Raw genomic sequence first — 18,055 nt, forward strand, 5'->3', positions numbered from 1 at the left:
AGGATATGGGGGCGTTCTCGTACACGGATCTCATGGAAGTCGACCTGGGGAAGCTGGGTTCGGCTGCCGATGACTGGGCCTCGACGGCGGCCGGGTTGAAGAAGCTCAGGACCGACGTCCAAAAGGGTCTCCTCCGCCTGTCCGACGGGGCCGACTGGGCAGGGCTGAACGCGACTGTCACCAAAGGGTTCGTCCGCAAGACGGTCAAGGAGGTCGCGGATCTCCAGGTGGAGGCCCAGAGCATCGCGGCCGTCCTCCGGGACGCCCACGAGGAACTGACCCACGTGCAGAAGCAGGCCCGGAAGCTGTCGGCGGAGGCGCGCAAGGGCGATCCTGACCGGGCGGCAGGCCCTGATCCGGGGTTACTGGTGTCGGACGGTCCCCACGGCACCGTGAAGGTGATCGAGGCCTTCTGTGGTGTGGAGGGCACGTCCCAGCGGACGAAGGACCTCATGCAGTGGTACGCCGACACCCTCACGGGCCTGGTGGCGCACGCGGCGGAGATCGATGCGGCCGTGACCCGGGCCCTGCAGCGCAGCCATGGCGGCGACCCGCACAACGCGGGGCACGCGACGTACACCTCGCTCGACGAGGACCAACTGCCGCGCGCAACCAAACTCGCCTCGCTGGGGAGCGACGCGAACACGGCACAGCGGGCCGAGCTGCAGCGTCTCTGGACGTCGCTGAGCCCTCAGGCCCGCGCGGAGCTGTGGACCGGGCACAAGGACGGTCTTCTCGCGGCGGGGCTCCTCACACCCACCGTGAAACAAGCCGCTCCCGACCGTGGCTCGGGGCCGCACGGCAGCGAGAAACCAGGGGCGGAGGACCGAAGGGTCCGGGAGAAGATGAACCTGATCGCCGAGGCCGCCGACTGGAAGGGTGACAACGACGCCTCACGCCACATGGCTCACTACCTGGCGAACAGCGGGACGGACATGGAGCTGCCGGTCGACAAGATGATGTCGGACGTACCGGACTTCCGCGCGCACATCGAGGGCAGCATCGCGGCGCACAAGGACACGTGGCGCGAACAGGCTCTCGCGGAATTCCGACGCAACGGGGGCCGGCCCGTCTCGATACCGGTGGAGACCAGCAACCGCGACTTCAGTTTCAACCAGGGCGTCAACGAGAACTGGTTCTTCGCGGTCGGATCCACCAGGTCGAATGTGACCGGAGTGGTCACCGTGGTTCCCGACGCCAGCGGCGAACCCAAGGTCGGTCTCGACTACCAGGCCAATGCGTGGGACCGCTATAACTGGGACGAGAACAAGGGGGTGAATATCGGCCTTCCGTGGGGCGGCGGCATGGACATTCCGGATGGCCGGATGGCTCGTCTGCACACGACCGGCATCGCCCAGGAGTTCGACATGGCAGGCAGCAGTTCCGTCAAGCACTACGATCTGGGCGGATCGGCCCCGCTCCAAGGCCCGCTGCCCGCGCCGGACGAGCCCGGGCGCGAGGGCGGTCGCACGGACCCGGGCCGCGAGCAACAGGAAGCGCGGTGAAGGACCGATGAGCAGTTCCAGCAGGAGCGCCGACGGCGAACAGCCGGTGCGACGCCGTCGTACGCCGATCGTCTCCGCCATCGCGCTGGCGCTCTTCGCCTGCGTCGCCGCCACGGTCGGTGTGGTCTCTTGCGCCGCCGACGACGTGTCGTCGGACCTGGCGGAGAAGGAGATGGCCTGTTGCTGGGAGGACGGGGCCACGCCGGCCTGGATGAGCGGCCAGCTCGGCATCCGCATCCCGGAGGGGGCGTCGGACCGCCGGGCCGGTTACAAGGTCGGGCAACGCTTCGACACCGGTCTGCTGTCCTTCGTCCTGCCGAGCGAGGAAGCGGAGACCTACACCGGTCGGCTCATCGAGAAGGGCACGGTGATGATCGGGAACTCCCGCCCCAAGGAGAAGGGGTACCGTCCTGCGGCCGCCTTCGGTCACCTCGGGCTGCCCGAACCGGAGACGTTCGTCCAGGGACTGCGCATGGCCAGCCTGTGCCCGGACGACCTCACATCGCCGGAAGGCAAGTACCTCCAACGCTGCATCGACCTCTTCGCTCACGAGTTCACGGCCGGTACGACGCGGATCTACGTCCGGTCGACCATCGAACCGTCCGTGACGCCGCCTCCCGCGGACCAGGCTTCCTGAGCCGCGATACGCAGGTCCTGAAAGTGGAGGAGGTCGTCTTCCCCCCCCACTCACCTCTCCCGCCCACCCCGCCGTGCGGTCCTCTCAGCCGGATGCGATCGAGGCCGGGCCCGCAGGCGTGCGCGCAGCCGTCCGAGCCGGGATGCCCGACCGTCGCAGGCGCACGAGATCCAGGAGAAGCGAGGCAGAGATGGCCCCGACAGCCTCCGCAGTCCCCCCTCCTCCGAGATGTCTTCAGCAGCAAGACGTCCAGCTCGGCCTCCGACTGTGTGCTCAAGCTTGCCGAGGCGGTCACCGAGGAGGGCGGCACTGCATCCGCAGGCTCCGACCCCGCAGGTCTACCGGACCGGCTCCCTCTTCCAAGACATCCGCTCCCACCGGGAGCGGATGGGCGACGCGGCCTCCATCCAGGGTCTCGCCGCCGCGTCCCCGGAGGCCGGCTCCGGGGACGCCGACGGGGACTGGCGGTCACTCGCCCGGCACCACGGCCGACGCGAGCACATGAGCGACACGATCCAAGCCGTCGCCAGCCTGCTCTCACCCCAGCGGACCGTCAGCCGCACGGACTGTCAGGCACAGTGAACACCGGACGGACCTGCACCTCTCGGCGTCGCACAGGCAACCATGCACGAGCTCGTCGGGGCAGAGCCTGCGCGCCAAGGGAGTCAACGCCTTCCTGCCGCACGCTTCCCTGTCCGCCGATGAGCACAGGCGCGCAGAGGAAGCCTTCAGCAACTCCCGCGACTACGTGATCGTCTCCACAAGCACGCTCGAACTCGGGGCTGGTGGATCCTGCTGGCACAGTGCTCCTGCGCGGTGGACGGGACACAGACGTGGCTGGTGGACTTGGGCCGGATACAAGGCCGACGCCGGTGAGCGCTTGTGTCTCGCTGCGGTTCACCTGACTGAGTGCTCCTGGCCGGGCAGCGGTGAGGCCGGAAGCTGCACATAGTCGGCCTTTCATTACGCGTGAAGTGGCAGCAAGATGGGCATATTTCCCGGGACTTGTGAGACTCGACGGCGGGGGGCCGTGATGGAGTCCGGTGGACAGTTCGGAGCTGCGGGGCAGGACGCGGGCGGGCAGGGAGCGGACGGGCGCGGGCACGGAGCCGCGCCCGGGGCCGGGGCCGGTGGTGCCGTTCCGCCGCCGCCTGTCGGGCCGCCCGGGTTCGGGCCGCCTCCCTCCGGGCCGTCCTCCTTCGGGGCTCCGCCGCCTCCGGACCGGCCGCCTGCTGTCGGGCCGCCGCCTGCTGGGGCCGGGTTGCGGGCCGTTGCGGCCGGGGTGCTCAATCTGAGTGGGCTGGGGCTCGGGTATGCGTTGCTGGGGCGGTGGGGGCGGGCCGTTGCGTGCTGGGTCGCCACCGGGGTGCTGCTTCTTGTGGCGTTGCCCGCCGAGCCGGACGGGGTGCCTGCCCGGTGGGTCGTCGTCTATGGGGTTCTCGTCGCTCTTGCCGCTGTCGACGGGGCGCGGATCGCCTTGCGGTCGGCCGTCGGCGGGTCGTGGCGGCCGGTGGTGGCGGTCGGGCTGGGGGTCGTGCTGCTGGCGGTCCCGGCCGGTGGGGTGGTGGCGTACGGGGCCGCGCGGGACGAGGCGCGGGAGGAGATGCTGCTGGACCGGCTGGAGAGCGGGGACCGGCGGGTGGCCGCCGCGTCCGGGCAGCCGTTCGGGGCGGCGAAGGGGGAGTACGAGAAGGCTCTCGGCGTCTACCGTGCGCTCGACCGGGACCACCCGGACTCCCGGGCCGCCGGGCTCGTGCCGGACCGGCTCAAGGACTACTACGACGCCGTCTCCTCCCCGTACGCCGAGAAGCGGCACTGCGAGGCCGTCGAGCCGTTGACGTATCTGCGGAGTCTGCCGGGGACCGTGGACCGGGGGCTGCTGGGCGAGCTGGCCGGGTGGCCGGACGGGCCGCTCGCGGAGTCGCTGTACGCGTGCGGGGTCTCGCGGCTGGGCGGGAGTTCGCCCGGAGGGGCGGCGGAGTTCGGGGAGTTGCTGCGTACGTTCCCCGAGTCCGAGCCCGCGCGGCAGGTGGCCCCGGTGCTCGGTGAGCGGATCGACGGGCGGGTCGCGGAGGTGAAGGGCGACGATCCGTGCGCGGCCGCCGAGGCGTTGCGGGGGCTGCGGACCACCGTCGCCGCCCTGCCCGCCCAGCACGTGCCGGGGCTGAGTGCCAAGGCCGGCAAGGGAGTTCAGGACGGGGACTACGCCTGCGGGGTCGACCGGTTCGAGGAGGGGAAGTTCAGCCAGGCCAAGCTGACCCTGGACCGCTTCGCCCGTACCCACAACAACGACGGGCGGGCCGCGCAGGCCCGGAAGATCGCCATCGCCGCCGAGATAGCCGCCGCCCGGCCGGCCGCGGGCAAGCGGCTGCCGCCGTCCGGGGACCCCGGCGGGCCCCGCATGGAGCTGGTCATCAGCAACGACGCGCCCAACGGGGTCGAGGTCCTCTACACCGGGCCGGTCACCGGCACCGTCACGCTGAAGCCCTGCGGCGACTGCAAGCGGTACAGCGCGGCGACCGGTTCCACGCTCGCCTGCAAGGTCAGCGGCAAGAACTACCCCAAGGCCCGGCTCCAACTGCCCGCGGGCGACTACCACTTCCTCTACAAGCACGGTACGGGCGCCTCGTCCCGGGTGGACAGTTACGCGGCGGGGTCGAAGGTCCGGCCCGGGTACACGTACACCAGCTGCACCTACGTCATCGAACGCAGCCTGCTGGAGCCCCGGCTGCCCGCCCTGCCCGACCTCCTCGAACCCACCTCGCTCAGCCTTCCTCGCGCGGGTTCTTCTCGATGACCTTGCCGTTCAGCTCGGCGGTGAGGTAGGCGCCGCCGTACTTGTCGGAGACGTAGACGCGCAGCACCGGGCGGTCGCCGTGGAAGGGCGACGACGGGTCCACGATCACGTAACTGCTCTCCGGCTCCGGGATGTTGAGCGTCGTCCTGGCCGTCCGCAGCAGGGCGGGCAGGGCGTCCCAGTTCACCGAATCCAGGTCGACCGGCTTGTCCCCGGACATGAGCGTGCCGCCCATGTCGTCGTTCTTCGCCTGGCCGTCCCGGTAGGTGAAGCGGTCGTAGAGGCGGGAGTTGGACTTCAGCGGCGCCTTGGCGGAGGCGTGCTTGTCGTAGAGGGTGAAGTCGGTGACCTTCGTCCCGCCCATCAGCGGCTTCAGCCCCGCGATGGCCTGCCGCGCCCCCTGCGGGGTGAGCAGGTCGGTGACGGCCTCCGCCCCGTCGTCGCCGTCGTCGTCCGCCCCCGGCTCCTCGTCGTCCGCCACCGGTCGGCCCGCCGCGCTGGGCGGCGGGGCGCTGCGGGCGTTGGCCGGGGCGCTCGCCGTGGTCTCCGGGCCGCCTCCGCCCTTGGCGCTGTCGTCTCCCCCGCCCCGGAAGTACGAGGGGTCGATCATCCAGAAGACGCCCACCAGCACAGCCGCCGAGACGATGGTCCCGAGCGTGCTGATCACCCGGGTCCGGCGCTGGAGGCGGTGTCTGCGCTCCTCGTCGTCGGTGACCGTCGGGACCGTCGCCGAGGACGGGGCCCCGGCCGGAGGCGTGGGCGGGGTTGCGTACGGGTTGTTCGCGTACGGGTTGCGCGGGGCGTCCACCGGGGTCGCGAACGCCTGCGGGTGGCCGAACCCGGTCGGCGGCCGCGTCGGTTGCGCGGGGGACGGCGGCGGTGATCCGTAGGCGCTTCTGGGGTCGGGCGTGGGCGGTACGGGAGTGGGCTGTACGGGGGTGGCCGTCGGGCTCGTCGCCGCCTCGGCCAGCATCCGGTCCAGGGTGGCGGCGTCCGGGCGGGCCGGGATGTCCCGGGTCAGCAGCGCCTTCAGTACGGGGGCGAGCGCCCCGGCCCGTACCGGCGGGGGGACCTCCTCGTCGAGCACGGCGGCCAGGGTGGCGAGCGTGGTGGCCTTGCGCAGCGGGTGGTGGCCCTCGACCGCGACGTACAGCATCATGCCGAGCGACCAGAGGTCCGAGGACGGGTCGCCCTCGGTGCCCCGGATGCGCTCGGGGGCTATGTAGTCGGGCGAGCCGATGAGGGCGCCCGTCATGGTGAGGCTGGTCGACTCGCGGATCGCGGCGATGCCGAAGTCCGTGAGGACCGGGCGGCCGTCGGGGCGCAGCAGGACGTTGGCGGGCTTGACGTCGCGGTGCTGGATGCCGGAGGCGTGGGCGGCGACCAGGGCGGAGAGGATGCCGCGCCCCAGCTCTGCGGCCTCGGCCGGGTCCATCGGCCCTTCGGCCAGCCGGTCCTGGAGCGAGGAGCCGGCCACCAGCTCCATCACGATCCAGGGGTAGCCGTCCTCGCCCGGGTCGACGATGTGGTGGACGGTGACCACGTTCGGGTGGTCCAGGCGGGCCAGGGCGCGGGCCTCGCGCAGGACCCGGGCGCGCAGGGTGCGGGCGCCCTCCGGGTCGTACTCCGCGAGCGCCGGGTCCGGGGGCCGCACCTCTTTGAGGGCGACGTCGCGGTGGAGCGCCTCGTCGCGGGCGCGCCAGACCATGCCCATGCCGCCACTGCCGAGCCGCTCCACCAGGGTGAAGCGGCCGTCGATCACCCGTCCCGAGGGGGCCTCTTCGCTCATGCGCCGTAGCGTACGGGGGACGTACGACAGGGGGGAGCCGGGGCCGGAAGTCGGACGCGGCAGCCCCTGCGCGGCGGGGCGCGGGGCGGGGCGGGGCGCGGGGCCGGGTGCCCGGCGGGTGCGCGAGAGGGGCGCGGGCGGGTCGGGCCGAGGCGCGGCGGGTCAGGCCGAGGCGCGTTTGCGCGGCGCGGATGCCGTCTTCTTGGTGCCCTTCGCGGGGGTCTTCCCACCGCTCTTGGCCGTGCTCTTGGTGGCGGACTTGGCGGTGCTCTTCGTGGCGGTCCCGGCGGTGCTCTTCGCCGTGCCCCGGCCGCTCGTCCTCTTCGCGGAGGACGATGTCGTCTTCCGCTGCTTCTGCGTCGTCCTCCCGGCCGTGGACGAGCCGGACGCCGTCGACTTCTTCGCGCCCGTCTCCTTGGGAGTCGACTTCGTCCGTGCCGCCGTCGACTTCTTCGCCGCCCTCTTCTTGATGGGGTGGACCTTCGCCATGTCCCCCTCGGCCCCGGCCTCTTCGTCCTCCTCGTCCTCCTGCCCCTCCCCTCGCGACTTCTTCGCCGCGCGGACGCTGCTCTCCAGCGCCGCGATCAGGTCGATGACCTTGCCGCCGCCAGGCTCCTGCGACTCCGAGGGCTCCACCGCCTCCCCCGACGCCTTCGCCGCGATCAGTTCCTCCACCGCCTCCCGGTAGTCGTCGTGGAGGCTGTCCATGTCGACCTCACCGAGGGTGTCCATCAGGGCGTCCGCCAGGTCGAGTTCGGCGTCGCGGACCGTGACGTCGCCCTCCGGGGCGACCCCCTCGGGGGCCCGGATCTCGTCGGGCCAGAGGAGCCCGTGCATGGCGATCACGTCGTCCACGACCCGGAGCATGCCGAGCCGTTCGCGACCGCGCAGGGCGAACTTGGCGACGGCCACCTTGTTGCTGCGCTTGAGGGCCTCGCGCAGCAGGGTGTAGGGCTTGGCCGCCGGGACCCCGTTGGCGGAGAGGTAGTACGCCGTGTCCATCTGGAGCGGGTCGATCTCGTCGGCTGGCACGAAGGCGACGATCTCGATGGTCTTGGCCGTGGGCAGCGGGAGCTGGGCCAGATCCTCGTCGGTGATCGGGATCATCGTGCCGTCGGCGTCCTCGTACGCCTTGCCGATCTCGCCGCCGGACACCTCCTCCTCGTCCAGCTCACAGACCTTCCGGTACCGGATCCGGCCACCGTCGGCGAGGTGGATCTGCCGGAAGTGGATCGAGTGGTTCTCGGTGGCGTTGACCAGCTTGATGGGGATGCTGACCAGCCCGAAGGAGATCGCGCCGTTCCATATGGACCTCACCGTTCACCCCTTTACGCCCGCTCCCTGTACCCGTATGTCCGCGAAGGAGGGCTTGAGCAGATTTTCGTACGGTTCGTGTGACTCTTATCGTATGACGCCGATCACGGAGGTGGAGGGGCGGCGCCTCTCGCTGAGCAATCTCGACAAGGTGCTCCATCCGGCCACCGGCACCACCAAGGGCGAGGTGCTGCACTACTACGCGGCCACGGCGGCGGGCGCGATCCTGCCCCATCTGCGCGACCGCCCGGTCTCCTTCCTGCGCTATCCGGACGGGCCCGGGGGCCAGGTCTTCGTCACCAAGAATCCGCCGCCCGGTACACCCGACTGGGTGCGCACCACCCCCGTCCCCCGGAGCGAGGACCCGGGCGCCCGGCAGGTGATGATCCAGGATCTGGCCTCGCTGATGTGGGCGGCCAACCTGGTGGTGGAGTTCCATACCCCGCAGTGGCGGGCGGACGCCCCGGAGATCGCGGACCGGATGGTCTTCGACCTGGACCCGGGCTCCCCCGCGACCGTCGTGGAGTGCTGTGCGGTGGCCCGCTGGCTGCGGGAGCGGCTCGCCGCCGACGGACTGTTCGCGTACGGGAAGACCTCCGGCTCCAAGGGGCTGCACTTGCTGGTCCCGCTGGAGCCGGCCCCGGCCGCCGAGGTGTCCGCGTACGCCCGGCGGCTCGCGGTGGAGGCGGAGGACGCCCTGCCCGACCTGGCCCTGCACCGGATGAAGCGCGCCCTGCGGCCGGGCAAGGTCTTCGTCGACTTCAGCCAGAACTCCGCGTCGAAGACCACCGCCACGCCCTACACCCTGCGGGCCAGGGCCGAGCCCACCGTCTCCGCGCCGGTCACCTGGGACGAGATCGAGGGGTGCCGGACCCCGGAGGCGCTGGTGTTCCGGGCGGACGACATGGCCGGGCGGCTGGAGCGGTACGGGGACCTGCTCGGGCCCCTCCTCGACCCGGACCGGGCCCGGCCCCTGCCGCCGGGTCCGGGCTGACCTCCTGGGGCCCCTCCCCGACCGATCACGACGGGACTCCCGGCCGGACCCGCCCGATCCCGACGGGACTCCCCCTGGCCGCGCCCGGCTCCGTACGGCCTGATCCCGACCGGACCCCCGGACGGTCCCGGCCTGATCCCGACCGGCGGTCCGGCCTGATCCGGGCGTACGGCGTCGGCCGCGCCGGGGCTCGTTTCCGCTGTTTCACAGGCTGCTCACAGGCCGTGGGGATGCCATTGCGTCATGGCAGGGTCATGACCTGGTCACGGCATGAGGAAAGGCCACAAGTGACGGGTGGATTGTCGGAGCCGTAGTGCACACTCTGCGCAGGCGCTTTCTTCGGGATACGCCGACAGGGGTGCGGGGAACAGGTGTGCGGGGGCGGGAGAAGCCTCCGGACACTGCCGTGACGTGGGGAGGGGATGGCGTGTTCTCGGGGATCGATGAGGTCGACTGGGCTTCGATGGAGCATGCCTACGGGCCCGCCGACGACGTGCCGGCGCTCCTGCGGGGGCTCGCCTCCGCCGATCCGGCGGAGCGGGAGAGCGCGCTCGACGGGATGTACGGGGCCGTGCACCACCAGGGGGACGTCTACGCCTGCACCCTCGCGTGCATCCCCTTCCTCTTCGAACTCGCCGTCGACCCGGGCGTGCAGGACCGGGGCAGTGTGGTCGAGCTGCTCACCAGCATCGGCGGTTTCGATCTCGACGAGGACGACGAGGAGATCGACGAGGACGAGATCGAGGGCGCCGCGAACTACGCGATGGCGGCGGCCGCGGTCACCGCCGGGGCGGGGGTCTTCTTCGAGCTGATCGCGGATGAGGACCCCGGGGTGCGGCTGGCGGCCCCGCTGGCGCTCGCCACCCTGCACCGGCACCCCGTGCGGGTCCTGGCGCTGCTGCGGGAGCGGCTGCCGGTGGAGCCCGACAAGGAGGTGCGGCTCGCTCTCGTGGAGGCCGCCGGGCGGATCGCCCTGCGCCACCGGCCGCTGGCCGGGCAGGTGGCCCAGTGGCTGACCCTGCTGGTGGGCCGGGAGCGGGCACCGGGGCTGCGGCTCGCCGCGCTGGCCCAGCTGGCGCGCTGCTCGCCCGACGCGCTGCCCCGCGATGTGGTGCCCGTCGTGTCGGGGCTGCTGCGCGAGCTGCGTACGGGCCCGGGGTCCGGCCCCACCGGCCCCGAGCACGAGCCGTACCCGCGCCAGGGGCCGTACGAGCCCTACGAGCCGCAGCACGGACCCTACGAACCCCAGCACGCCTACGAACCGCACGAGCAGCTCGACCCGGACGGCGAGCCCGACCCCGACGCCGAGGCCGAGCCGGAGGCCGACCCGGTCGGTACGGCGGACGCCTCCCGGGCGGAGCAGGCCCCGGCGCCGACCCTGGTGGGCCAGTTGCGGGCGCTCTCCGCCCAGGAGAACGCCGGGCGCGGCGCCCCCTGGGCCGCCGATCTGCTGCGCACCCTGCACGTCGGCCTCGACGACCGGGTCGGCGACCGCACGGCCCTCCTCGTGGACCAGCTCCGCAGCCCCGACCGCTGGCAGCGCATCGACGCCGTACGGATGAGCGGCGGGCTGATACGGGCCTGGCGCGGCTCGTACGAGGAGTTGGTGGGGCTCGTCGGGGACCAGCTCTCCGACCCCGAGCCCCGGCTGGCCGAGGCCGCCTCCCACGTACTGGAGGAGCTGTTCTCGCTGGCGGCCCCCACTGCCGACGCCCTGGCGGCCCGGCTGGCGGCCGATCCGGGGGGCTGGGTGAAGGAGTGGGCCAGCGGTCCGCCGGGGCTCGGCTCCACCGTGAAGGCGCTGGCCCGGCTCGGGGACGCCCGCGCGGTGCCCGCCCTGGCGGCGGCCCTGGAGCTGCCGGAGGTGCCGCACGACGTGGGGTTCGCCGTCGCCCATCTCGGGGAGGCCGCCCTTCCGCTGGCCGGGGCGCTGCGGCGCAGGCTGGCCGGGGTGCCCCTGGACGAGGGGGCGTACGACCGGGCGAGCCCGTTACTGGCCGGGCTGACCGGGCTGCGGGCGGGCGAGGCGACCCCGGAGGTGCTGCGGGTGCTGCGCGGCGCACCGGCGTACCGGGGCGAGTGGCTGCGTACGGCGGCGCTGCGGGCGCTCGGCTCGTTCGGGCCCGCCGCCCGGGAGGCGGTGCCGGAGCTGCGGGCGATGCTCGGGCGCCCGGGGACGGCCACGGAGGCGGCCGAGGCGCTGTGGGCGGTGGCCGGGGACCGGGACGCGGTGCTGCCGGTGCTGGTCGAGGGGCTCGGCTCGGACCAGGTGCACGACCGGCGGGCGGCCGCGGCGGCGCTGGGGGCGCTCGGTCCGCAGGCGGCGGCGGTGGCGCCCCGGCTGCGCGGGCTGCTGGGCCATGACGAGCTCTGGCTGCGGGTGGACGCGGCGATAGCGCTCCGCAAGGTGTCGGGGCGGACGGAGGAGAGCACCGGGGTGCTGCTGGACGCCTGGGAGAAGAACCGCCATGTCCGGGTCCGGGTGGCAGAATGCCTGGCGCGGACGGGGCCGGTCGACCCGGCGTCGACGACGGCACAGGTGCTGCGCGCCGAACTCTCCTCCGTACGCCGTCACAACGCGCTGGACGGCGGGTACGGCAGCCATGACACCTACGAGGACGAGAAGCTCCTGGCGCTGTGCCGGCAGGCACTCCGGGGGACGGGGAAGACGGGGAGAGGGAGCACGGCATGATCATTTTCGGCACCAAGGGCTATCTGCACCAACTGGCCATCCTGACGATGGTCTGCGGCTGGTGCGGCAATCCGGCCGCGCACACCCTGCGCAAGCGGGTCACGAAGTTCACGCTGTTCTTCATCCCGCTGTTCCCGTTCTCGACGAAGTACGCCACGCAGTGCACGTTCTGCGGCGGTGAGCAGCAGATATCGCAGGAGCAGGCCGATCAGCTCCTCGCCCAGCACGGGGCCGGTCCCGACGGCCGGTCCGGACCGTCGGCGCAGCAGCCGGGCTTCACACAGCCGGGGCAGCCCGGTCAGCCGGGCCAGAGCCCGTTCCAGCGCTGAGCGCGCTCCGGTCCACGGCTCTGAACACGCTCCGGTCCCGTCCACGGCTCTGAGCACGCTCCGGCCCCGGGGCGCTGGGCGCGCTCCGGCCGAGGCTCCCGGCGGGGCGGGAGGCGGCCGGTCACGTACAGGTACGAAGTGGGCATTGCGTACGGTCACGTCCTAGGGTGTAGGCCCCCCGTCGTCCACGAGAAGGGCCAGTCGTGCGCCCGGTCCGCGTCCGTACCGTCGCCGCCGCCGTGGCCGGGCTCGCCCTGCTCTCCGGCTGCGGTTCGGCCGGCGGGCTGCAGAGCACCGGCGAGGCGCCATCGGCGGTCGGGCCCGCCCGGCTCTGGCCGGACCTGCCGCCCGCATCGGCCGCCCCGTACGACTACGGGGAGGGCGAGACGGCCAGGATCCCCGGGATCACGGTCCCCGGCGACGATGTGCACCGGCTGGACCCGGTCACGGTGGCGCAGGCCGGGCTGAAGGCCAAGACGAACCGGGACAGCGGGCTGGACGAGCTGGCCGACGCGACGGTCCGGCAGATCCGGGCCTGCCGGACGGCACCCGGCGACTGCCCGGTCCTGACCCCGTACTACTTCGACCTGACCGGCGACGGCAGGGACGAACTGGTGCTCGGCATCCGGATGCCCGAACGGCAGCTCGCCGTGCGCGCCTACCGGGCCGACGACGGCGTGCTGACCCGGATCATGTCCACGGTGGACGCCGTGATCAGCGTGGAGCTGGCCGGGCGGGACCTGATCCTGCGGGCCCCTTCGGTGATCTCCGGGTACGAGTACCGCACCGCGTGGTCCTGGGACGACCGGCAGCAGGCGATGCTGGCCACCCGGGACGAGATCCTGCGGGTGCCGGAGCGGCGCGGGGAGCGCACGGCCCCCACGTCCACGGCTCCTCCCTCGGAGAGCCCGACGGCGCCCGCCCCTTCGGAGACCCCCTCAGGGACCCCGACGGCGCCCGCCCCCTCGGAGACTCCTTCGGCAGCGGCGACCTCGTCGGCGGACGGCCGATGAGACGGCGCCGGTTCCGCTCCCCCGCCTGGGCCTCGACCCTCACCTGGAAGGCCGCGGTCTTCCTCACCGCCATGTGCTGCACCCTGGCGGCCCTGCTCGGCGTCCTCGTGCACACGGCGGTCACCCGGCAGACGGTCTCCCACGCCCGGGAGAAGGCGCTGGACCGGCTGGAGGTCGTCACCGACGCGTACGAGGCCGGGGAGCCGCTGCCCCGGGGCTCCGGCATCGACCCGCCGGGGCTGCCCGCCCCGCTGCGCGCCCTGGCGGCGGACGGCGAGCGCGGCACCATGGTCGCGGACGGCCCGCACCGGCCGGGCGACCCGGACGGGCGGAGCGGCCCCGCGATGTGGGCGGCGGGCCCGGCGGACGGGCGGGCGCTGGCCACCTGGACGGACTACAGCCACAGCGCCCGCACCATCGCGGGGCTGGACCGGGCGATCATCGGCTCCTCGCTGCTGGCCATCGCCGCCACGCTCGTCGTCGGCCTCTTCGCGGTCGGCCGGGTGACCCGCAGGCTGCACCAGACGGCCCGGGTGGCCCGTCGGATCAGCGCGGGCGACCTGGACGCCCGGGTCGACGACCCCCGTACGGCCCGTCCCGTGCGCGGCCAGGACGAGGTGGCGATCGTCTCGGGCGCCCTGGACACCATGGCTTCCAGCCTGCAGCGCAGGCTCCAGACGGAGCAGCGGTTCACCGCCGATGTGGCGCACGAGCTGCGCACCCCGCTCACCGGTCTCTCGGCCGCCGCCGAGCTGCTGCCGCCGGGGCGTCCGGCGGAGCTGGTGCGGGACCGGGTGCGGGCGATGCGCGCGCTGACCGAGGACCTGCTGGAGATCTCGCGCCTGGACGCCCGTACCGAACAGGTCGACCTGGCCGTGCACGACCTCGCCCCGGTGGTCGAGCGGGTCGTCCGGGCCTCGGGGACGGAGACCGGGGTGCGGGTCGACGGTCCGGCGCGGGTGGAGACGGACCGGCGGCGGCTGGAGCGGGTGATCGGCAACCTGGTGGCCAACGCCCACCGGCACGGGGCGGGGCCGGTGGTGGTGGAGGTGTCGGGTGCGGTGGTCTCCGTACGCGACCACGGTGCGGGCTTTCCGGCGTACCTCCTGGAGGGCGGTCCACAGCGGTTCCGCACGGACGGCGCAGGCAAGGGCCACGGACTCGGGCTGACCATCGCGGTGGGCCAGGCGGCGGTGATCGGGGCGCGGCTGGAGTTCGTGAATCCCCCGGACGGCGGGGCACTGGCCCGGCTGACGCTGCCGGAGTACGTCCACCTCGACGAGGAGGATTCCGCCGGGAACACGGGCGAACAGGGCGCCGGGACCGCGGAGTAGCCCTGCCACGTCACGCACAGTGCGCGTTGCGGACTCTCCGTGGCCAATTTAGCGTGACGAAGGCGAGCCCGGCTCGCGTCCCCCACGCCCCCCTTCCTCTCCCTGGAGGCAGCATGTCCCCCCTGTCCCGCCCCTCGCGGTTCCGCCGGATCGGTCTCTGCGTCGCCACCGGCGCCCTCACGGCGGTCACGGCCGCCGCGCCCGCTCTGGCGGCGGACCCGAGCCCCACCGACCACCGCGACCAGGCCGCCACCGCGGCCCCGGCCTCCGACGAGCTCTCCGCCTCCGCCCTCCAGCGCGAGCACGAGGCCCGGCAGGACGCCCAGGCGCAGAACCAGGCCAAGCCCCAGGCCCCCAAGCGGACCTACAAGGGCCGGGTCATCGCCAAGCCGTACCTGCTGCTGCGCGACCGGCCGACCCGGAGCAGCAAGGTCGTGGGCTCGGTGAAGTACGGCACCGTCGTCAACATCTTCTGCAAGACGACCGGTGACAACGTCGACGGCAACAACCGCTGGTACCTGCTGACCGACGGCACCTGGGCCTGGGGTTCGGCCCGCTACATCGAGAACATCGGCGCCGCGCCGCGCTACTGCTGACGCGTCCGGCCCCTGCTCGTCCCGTCCGCCCGGAAGCCACCCGCTTCCGGGCGGACGTCTATTGACATCAGCAGATGTCTGTTGAGATCAGCGGACGTGCGATGACATGGGCGGCGGGCGCTATGACATAAGGGAAATACGGCACACCTCTTGCTACGTTGCGACGCATGACCGCAACGACGGCGGACGCTCCCCCGCCCGAGCTCCGCCTGCCCAGACGGCGCGGGGTCGAGCTGTCGCTCCTCATCGGGGCCGTCCTGATCTCCGTCTACGGTTACGCGGCCGTCGGCCTCGCCCACGACGGGGCCGTGCCCCCCGATGTCGCCGGTTACGGTGCCGGGCTCGGCACGCTCGCCCTGCTGGCCCATGTCGCGGTCCGCTTCCGCGCCCCGTACGCCGATCCGCTGCTGCTGCCGATCGCCGTCCTGCTCAACGGGCTGGGCCTGGTGCTGATCTACCGGCTCGACCTGGAGACCCCGCGCGACCAGGCCGCCCCCACCCAGCTGATCTGGTCCACGCTCGGGGTGGCGCTCTTCGCCGTCGTCGTGGTGCTGCTCCGCGACCACCGGGTGCTCGCGCGCTACGCCTATCTCTCGGTCGCCACCGCGCTCGCCCTGATGATCGTGCCGATCTTCTTCCCGGCGGTGAACGGGGCGAAGATCTGGATCCGGATCGGCGGACTCTCTTTCCAGCCGGGCGAGTTCGCCAAGATCCTGCTCGCGGTCTTCTTCGCCGCCTATCTCGCGGCCAACCGCAACGCGCTCGCGTACACCGGACGCACGTTCTGGAAGCTGCAACTGCCCACCGGCCGGGTGCTCGGCCCGATCGTGGCGATCTGGCTGCTCAGCGTGGGCGTGCTGGTGCTGGAGCGGGACCTCGGCACCTCGCTGCTCTTCTTCGGCCTCTTCGTCATCATGCTGTACGTGGCGACCGGCCGGACCGGCTGGATCGCGGTCGGGCTGCTGCTGGCGGCCGTCGGGGCGTTCGTCGTCGGCTCGTTCGAACCGCATGTGCACGGCCGGGTGCAGGACTGGCTGGACCCGTTCGCCTCGATCGACGCGGGGCGGGGCCGGGCCAGCTCGCCCAGTCGCTCTTCGCGTTCGCGGCGGGCGGGATGCTCGGGACCGGGCTCGGGGCGGGCCACTCCGTCCTCATCGGCTTCGCCGCCAAGTCCGACTTCATCCTGGCGACGGCGGGCGAGGAGCTGGGGCTGAGCGGGCTGACCGCGATCTTCCTGCTGTACGCGCTCCTCGTGGCGCGCGGCTTCCGGACCGGGCTCGCCCTGCGCGACCCGTTCGGGCGGCTGCTGGCCATCGGGCTCGCCTCGATCCTGGCACTCCAGGTGTTCGTGATCGCGGGCGGGGTGATGGGGCTGATCCCGCTCACCGGGATGGCGATGCCGTTCCTGGCGCAGGGCGGCTCGTCCGTCGTCACCAACTGGATCATCGTGGCGCTGCTGATCCGGCTCAGCGATGTCGCGCGCCGGCCGCAGCCGGAACAGGTGGAGACCGGGGTCATCGCGAGCGCCCTGGACCGCGTCGAGGAGGAGCGGTGATCCGTTACATCCGGCGCGCCGCCGCCCTCTGTCTGCTGCTGCTCGTGGCGCTGCTCGTCAACGCGGCCCGCGTCCAGCTCTTCGAGGCCGACGAGCTGGACGCCAACCCGGCCAACCGCCGTACCACCATCGCCCGTTACGACCAGCCGCGCGGCAACATCCTGGTCGGCGAACGGGCGGTGACCGGCAACAAGGAGACCGGCGAGCAGCTCAGCTTCGAACGCACCTATCTGCACGGCCCGTTGTACGCCCCGGTGACCGGCTACGCCTCGCAGACGTACGGCACCACGCTCATCGAGCACGCCGAGGACGGCATCCTCTCCGGTACGGCTTCGCTGCTGGCCCCGCTCCCCTTCTGGAACGAGTTCACCCGGGGCCGGCAGCCGGGCGGCAACGTCGTCACGACGGTCAAGGAGTCGATGCAGCGCGCCGCGTACGCCGGACTGAGCGGGCGGCGGGGCGCGGTCGCCGCCCTGGAGCCGTCGACGGGCAGGATCCTGGCGCTGGTCTCGACCCCGTCGTACGACCCCGAGCGGCTGTCGGGCACCGGGGCGGCGGTCACCGAGGCGTGGACCCGGCTGAACGCGTCCAAGAGCCTGCCGATGCTCAACCGGGCCATCCGGCAGACCTATCCGCCGGGCTCCGCCTTCAAGATCGTGACAGCGGCGGCGGCCCTGGACGCCCGGGTGGTGACGGACCCGGACGCGCCGACGGACACCCCGTCCCCGTACGTCCTGCCGAACACCCGGACGGTCCTCCCCGACGAGGCGCGCGGCTGCGGGAAGGCCTCGCTGGCGGACGCGATCCGGGTCTCCTGCAACACGGTCATGGCCCATCTGGGGGTGGAGGTCGGGTTGGCGGGGATGGTGGAGACTGCGGGCCACTTCGGCTTCAACGACAGCGGGCTGCGGATCCCGTCCGGGGTGGCGCGGAGCAACTTCGACACCGACATGAGCGAGGACCAGCTCGCGCTCTCCTCCATCGGGCAGTTCAACACCACCGCTACCCCGCTCCAGATGGCGATGGTCGCGGCCGCCGTGGCCAACGGCGGCGATCTGCGCTACCCGTATCTCGTCGACCGGGTGACCACCGGCGGCGGCGACACGGTCCGGCAGCAGGGCCCGCGCTCCTACGCCCGGGCGATGAGCCCCTCCACCGCTGTGCAGCTCCAGCGGATGATGGTCGACGTGGTGGAGAGCGGCACCGGGTCCAACGCGGCGATCGACGGGGTGACGGTCGGCGGCAAGACCGGCACCGCCCAGCACGGCGTCGACAACTCCGGCCTCCCCTACGCCTGGTTCATCTCCTGGGCCCAGCCCCGGGACTCCGGCCGCCCGGCCGTCGCGGTCGCCGTGGTGGTGGAGGACGCGGCGGCGGAGCGGGCCGACATCAGCGGCGGCGGCAGCGCGGCCCCGATCGCCCGGGCGGTGATGGAGGCGGCGTTGGAGGGGTGAGCCTGGCCGGGCCGGGGCTTGTACGTGCGGCGGGCAGGGGGGGGCG

General features: G+C 72.8%; 13 protein-coding genes and 1 pseudogene. 12 read left to right on the forward strand and 2 right to left on the reverse strand.

Annotated elements, in window-relative coordinates; all coding sequences use genetic code 11:
- Window positions 1-32: 32 nt before the first annotated feature.
- The 4 genes from DJ476_RS09450 to DJ476_RS09470 all read left to right on the forward strand — a co-directional run bounded on the left by DJ476_RS09450 (window position 33) and on the right by DJ476_RS09470 (window position 4,939).
- The gene (locus DJ476_RS09450) at window positions 33-1,505 is read left to right on the forward strand and encodes a hypothetical protein (RefSeq protein ID WP_241565500.1); all 1,473 of its coding nucleotides are present in this window, start codon (window positions 33-35) and stop codon (window positions 1,503-1,505) included.
- 7 nt (window positions 1,506-1,512) lie between these two features.
- Entirely contained in the window at window positions 1,513-2,142 is a 630-nt protein-coding gene (locus DJ476_RS09455; protein ID WP_103417408.1) for a hypothetical protein, read from the forward strand.
- 387 nt (window positions 2,143-2,529) lie between these two features.
- On the forward strand, window positions 2,530-2,724 hold the full coding sequence (locus DJ476_RS35475; protein WP_241565501.1) for a hypothetical protein: 195 nt from the start codon (window positions 2,530-2,532) through the stop codon (window positions 2,722-2,724).
- Window positions 2,725-3,175: 451 nt separating this feature from the next.
- Window positions 3,176-4,939 (forward strand): hypothetical protein, encoded by a 1,764-nt coding sequence (locus DJ476_RS09470; protein ID WP_318294506.1) that lies wholly within the window; start codon window positions 3,176-3,178, stop codon window positions 4,937-4,939.
- Here the strand turns inward: DJ476_RS09470 and DJ476_RS09475 are convergent.
- Window positions 4,908-6,728, reverse strand: a complete 1,821-nt coding sequence (locus DJ476_RS09475; protein ID WP_318294507.1) for a serine/threonine-protein kinase — start codon at window positions 6,726-6,728, stop codon at window positions 4,908-4,910. The two genes, DJ476_RS09470 and DJ476_RS09475, sit on opposite strands and share 32 nt — an antisense overlap.
- A 162-nt stretch (window positions 6,729-6,890) precedes the next feature.
- Window positions 6,891-8,045, reverse strand: a complete 1,155-nt coding sequence (gene ku / locus DJ476_RS09480; protein ID WP_112490290.1) for a non-homologous end joining protein Ku — start codon at window positions 8,043-8,045, stop codon at window positions 6,891-6,893.
- Between the two features lie 91 nt (window positions 8,046-8,136).
- On the opposite strand from ku, the gene ligD reads away from it, so the two are divergent.
- The 8 genes and pseudogenes from ligD (at window position 8,137) to DJ476_RS09520 (ending at window position 18,009) form a co-directional block, all read left to right on the forward strand.
- On the forward strand, window positions 8,137-9,036 hold the full coding sequence (gene ligD / locus DJ476_RS09485) for a non-homologous end-joining DNA ligase (RefSeq protein WP_112490291.1): 900 nt from the start codon (window positions 8,137-8,139) through the stop codon (window positions 9,034-9,036).
- 427 nt (window positions 9,037-9,463) lie between these two features.
- On the forward strand, window positions 9,464-11,728 hold the full coding sequence (locus tag DJ476_RS09490) for a HEAT repeat domain-containing protein (RefSeq protein WP_112490292.1): 2,265 nt from the start codon (window positions 9,464-9,466) through the stop codon (window positions 11,726-11,728).
- Window positions 11,725-12,057, forward strand: coding sequence for a zinc-ribbon domain-containing protein (locus DJ476_RS09495; protein WP_103417415.1), 333 nt, complete (start codon window positions 11,725-11,727; stop codon window positions 12,055-12,057). The genes DJ476_RS09490 and DJ476_RS09495 overlap by 4 nt, the downstream gene beginning before the upstream one ends.
- A 203-nt stretch (window positions 12,058-12,260) precedes the next feature.
- Entirely contained in the window at window positions 12,261-13,070 is an 810-nt protein-coding gene (locus tag DJ476_RS09500; protein WP_112490293.1) for a dihydrolipoyllysine-residue succinyltransferase component of 2-oxoglutarate dehydrogenase complex, read from the forward strand.
- Entirely contained in the window at window positions 13,067-14,404 is a 1,338-nt protein-coding gene (locus DJ476_RS09505) for an ATP-binding protein (protein WP_112490294.1), read from the forward strand. The genes DJ476_RS09500 and DJ476_RS09505 overlap by 4 nt, the downstream gene beginning before the upstream one ends.
- Window positions 14,405-14,517: 113 nt before the next feature.
- Entirely contained in the window at window positions 14,518-15,000 is a 483-nt protein-coding gene (locus DJ476_RS09510; protein WP_103417418.1) for an SH3 domain-containing protein, read from the forward strand.
- A gap of 167 nt (window positions 15,001-15,167) precedes the next feature.
- A pseudogene (locus DJ476_RS09515) lies at window positions 15,168-16,555 on the forward strand (FtsW/RodA/SpoVE family cell cycle protein).
- A complete protein-coding gene (locus tag DJ476_RS09520; protein ID WP_112490295.1) occupies window positions 16,552-18,009 on the forward strand; it encodes a penicillin-binding transpeptidase domain-containing protein in 1,458 nt (485 codons plus the stop codon). The pseudogene DJ476_RS09515 and the gene DJ476_RS09520 overlap by 4 nt, the downstream one beginning before the upstream one ends.
- Window positions 18,010-18,055 lie beyond the last annotated feature (46 nt).

This window comes from Streptomyces bacillaris, from assembly GCF_003268675.1.
In the GTDB taxonomy this organism is placed as follows: Bacteria; Actinomycetota; Actinomycetes; order Streptomycetales; family Streptomycetaceae; genus Streptomyces; species Streptomyces bacillaris.

Bases quoted from the DNA above. Each gene is read 5' to 3' on its own strand.
- ligD (WP_112490291.1), top strand. From the start codon at position 8,137: ATGACGCCGATCACGGAGGTGGAGGGGCGGCGCCTCTCGCTGAGCAAT.
- DJ476_RS35475 (WP_241565501.1), top strand. From the start codon at position 2,530: ATGGGCGACGCGGCCTCCATCCAGGGTCTCGCCGCCGCGTCCCCGGAG.
- DJ476_RS09470 (WP_318294506.1), top strand. From the start codon at position 3,176: ATGGAGTCCGGTGGACAGTTCGGAGCTGCGGGGCAGGACGCGGGCGGG.
- DJ476_RS09495 (WP_103417415.1), top strand. From the start codon at position 11,725: ATGATCATTTTCGGCACCAAGGGCTATCTGCACCAACTGGCCATCCTG.
- DJ476_RS09475 (WP_318294507.1), bottom strand. From the start codon at position 6,728: ATGAGCGAAGAGGCCCCCTCGGGACGGGTGATCGACGGCCGCTTCACC.
- DJ476_RS09505 (WP_112490294.1), top strand. From the start codon at position 13,067: ATGAGACGGCGCCGGTTCCGCTCCCCCGCCTGGGCCTCGACCCTCACC.
- DJ476_RS09510 (WP_103417418.1), top strand. From the start codon at position 14,518: ATGTCCCCCCTGTCCCGCCCCTCGCGGTTCCGCCGGATCGGTCTCTGC.
- DJ476_RS09455 (WP_103417408.1), top strand. From the start codon at position 1,513: ATGAGCAGTTCCAGCAGGAGCGCCGACGGCGAACAGCCGGTGCGACGC.
- DJ476_RS09450 (WP_241565500.1), top strand. From the start codon at position 33: ATGGAAGTCGACCTGGGGAAGCTGGGTTCGGCTGCCGATGACTGGGCC.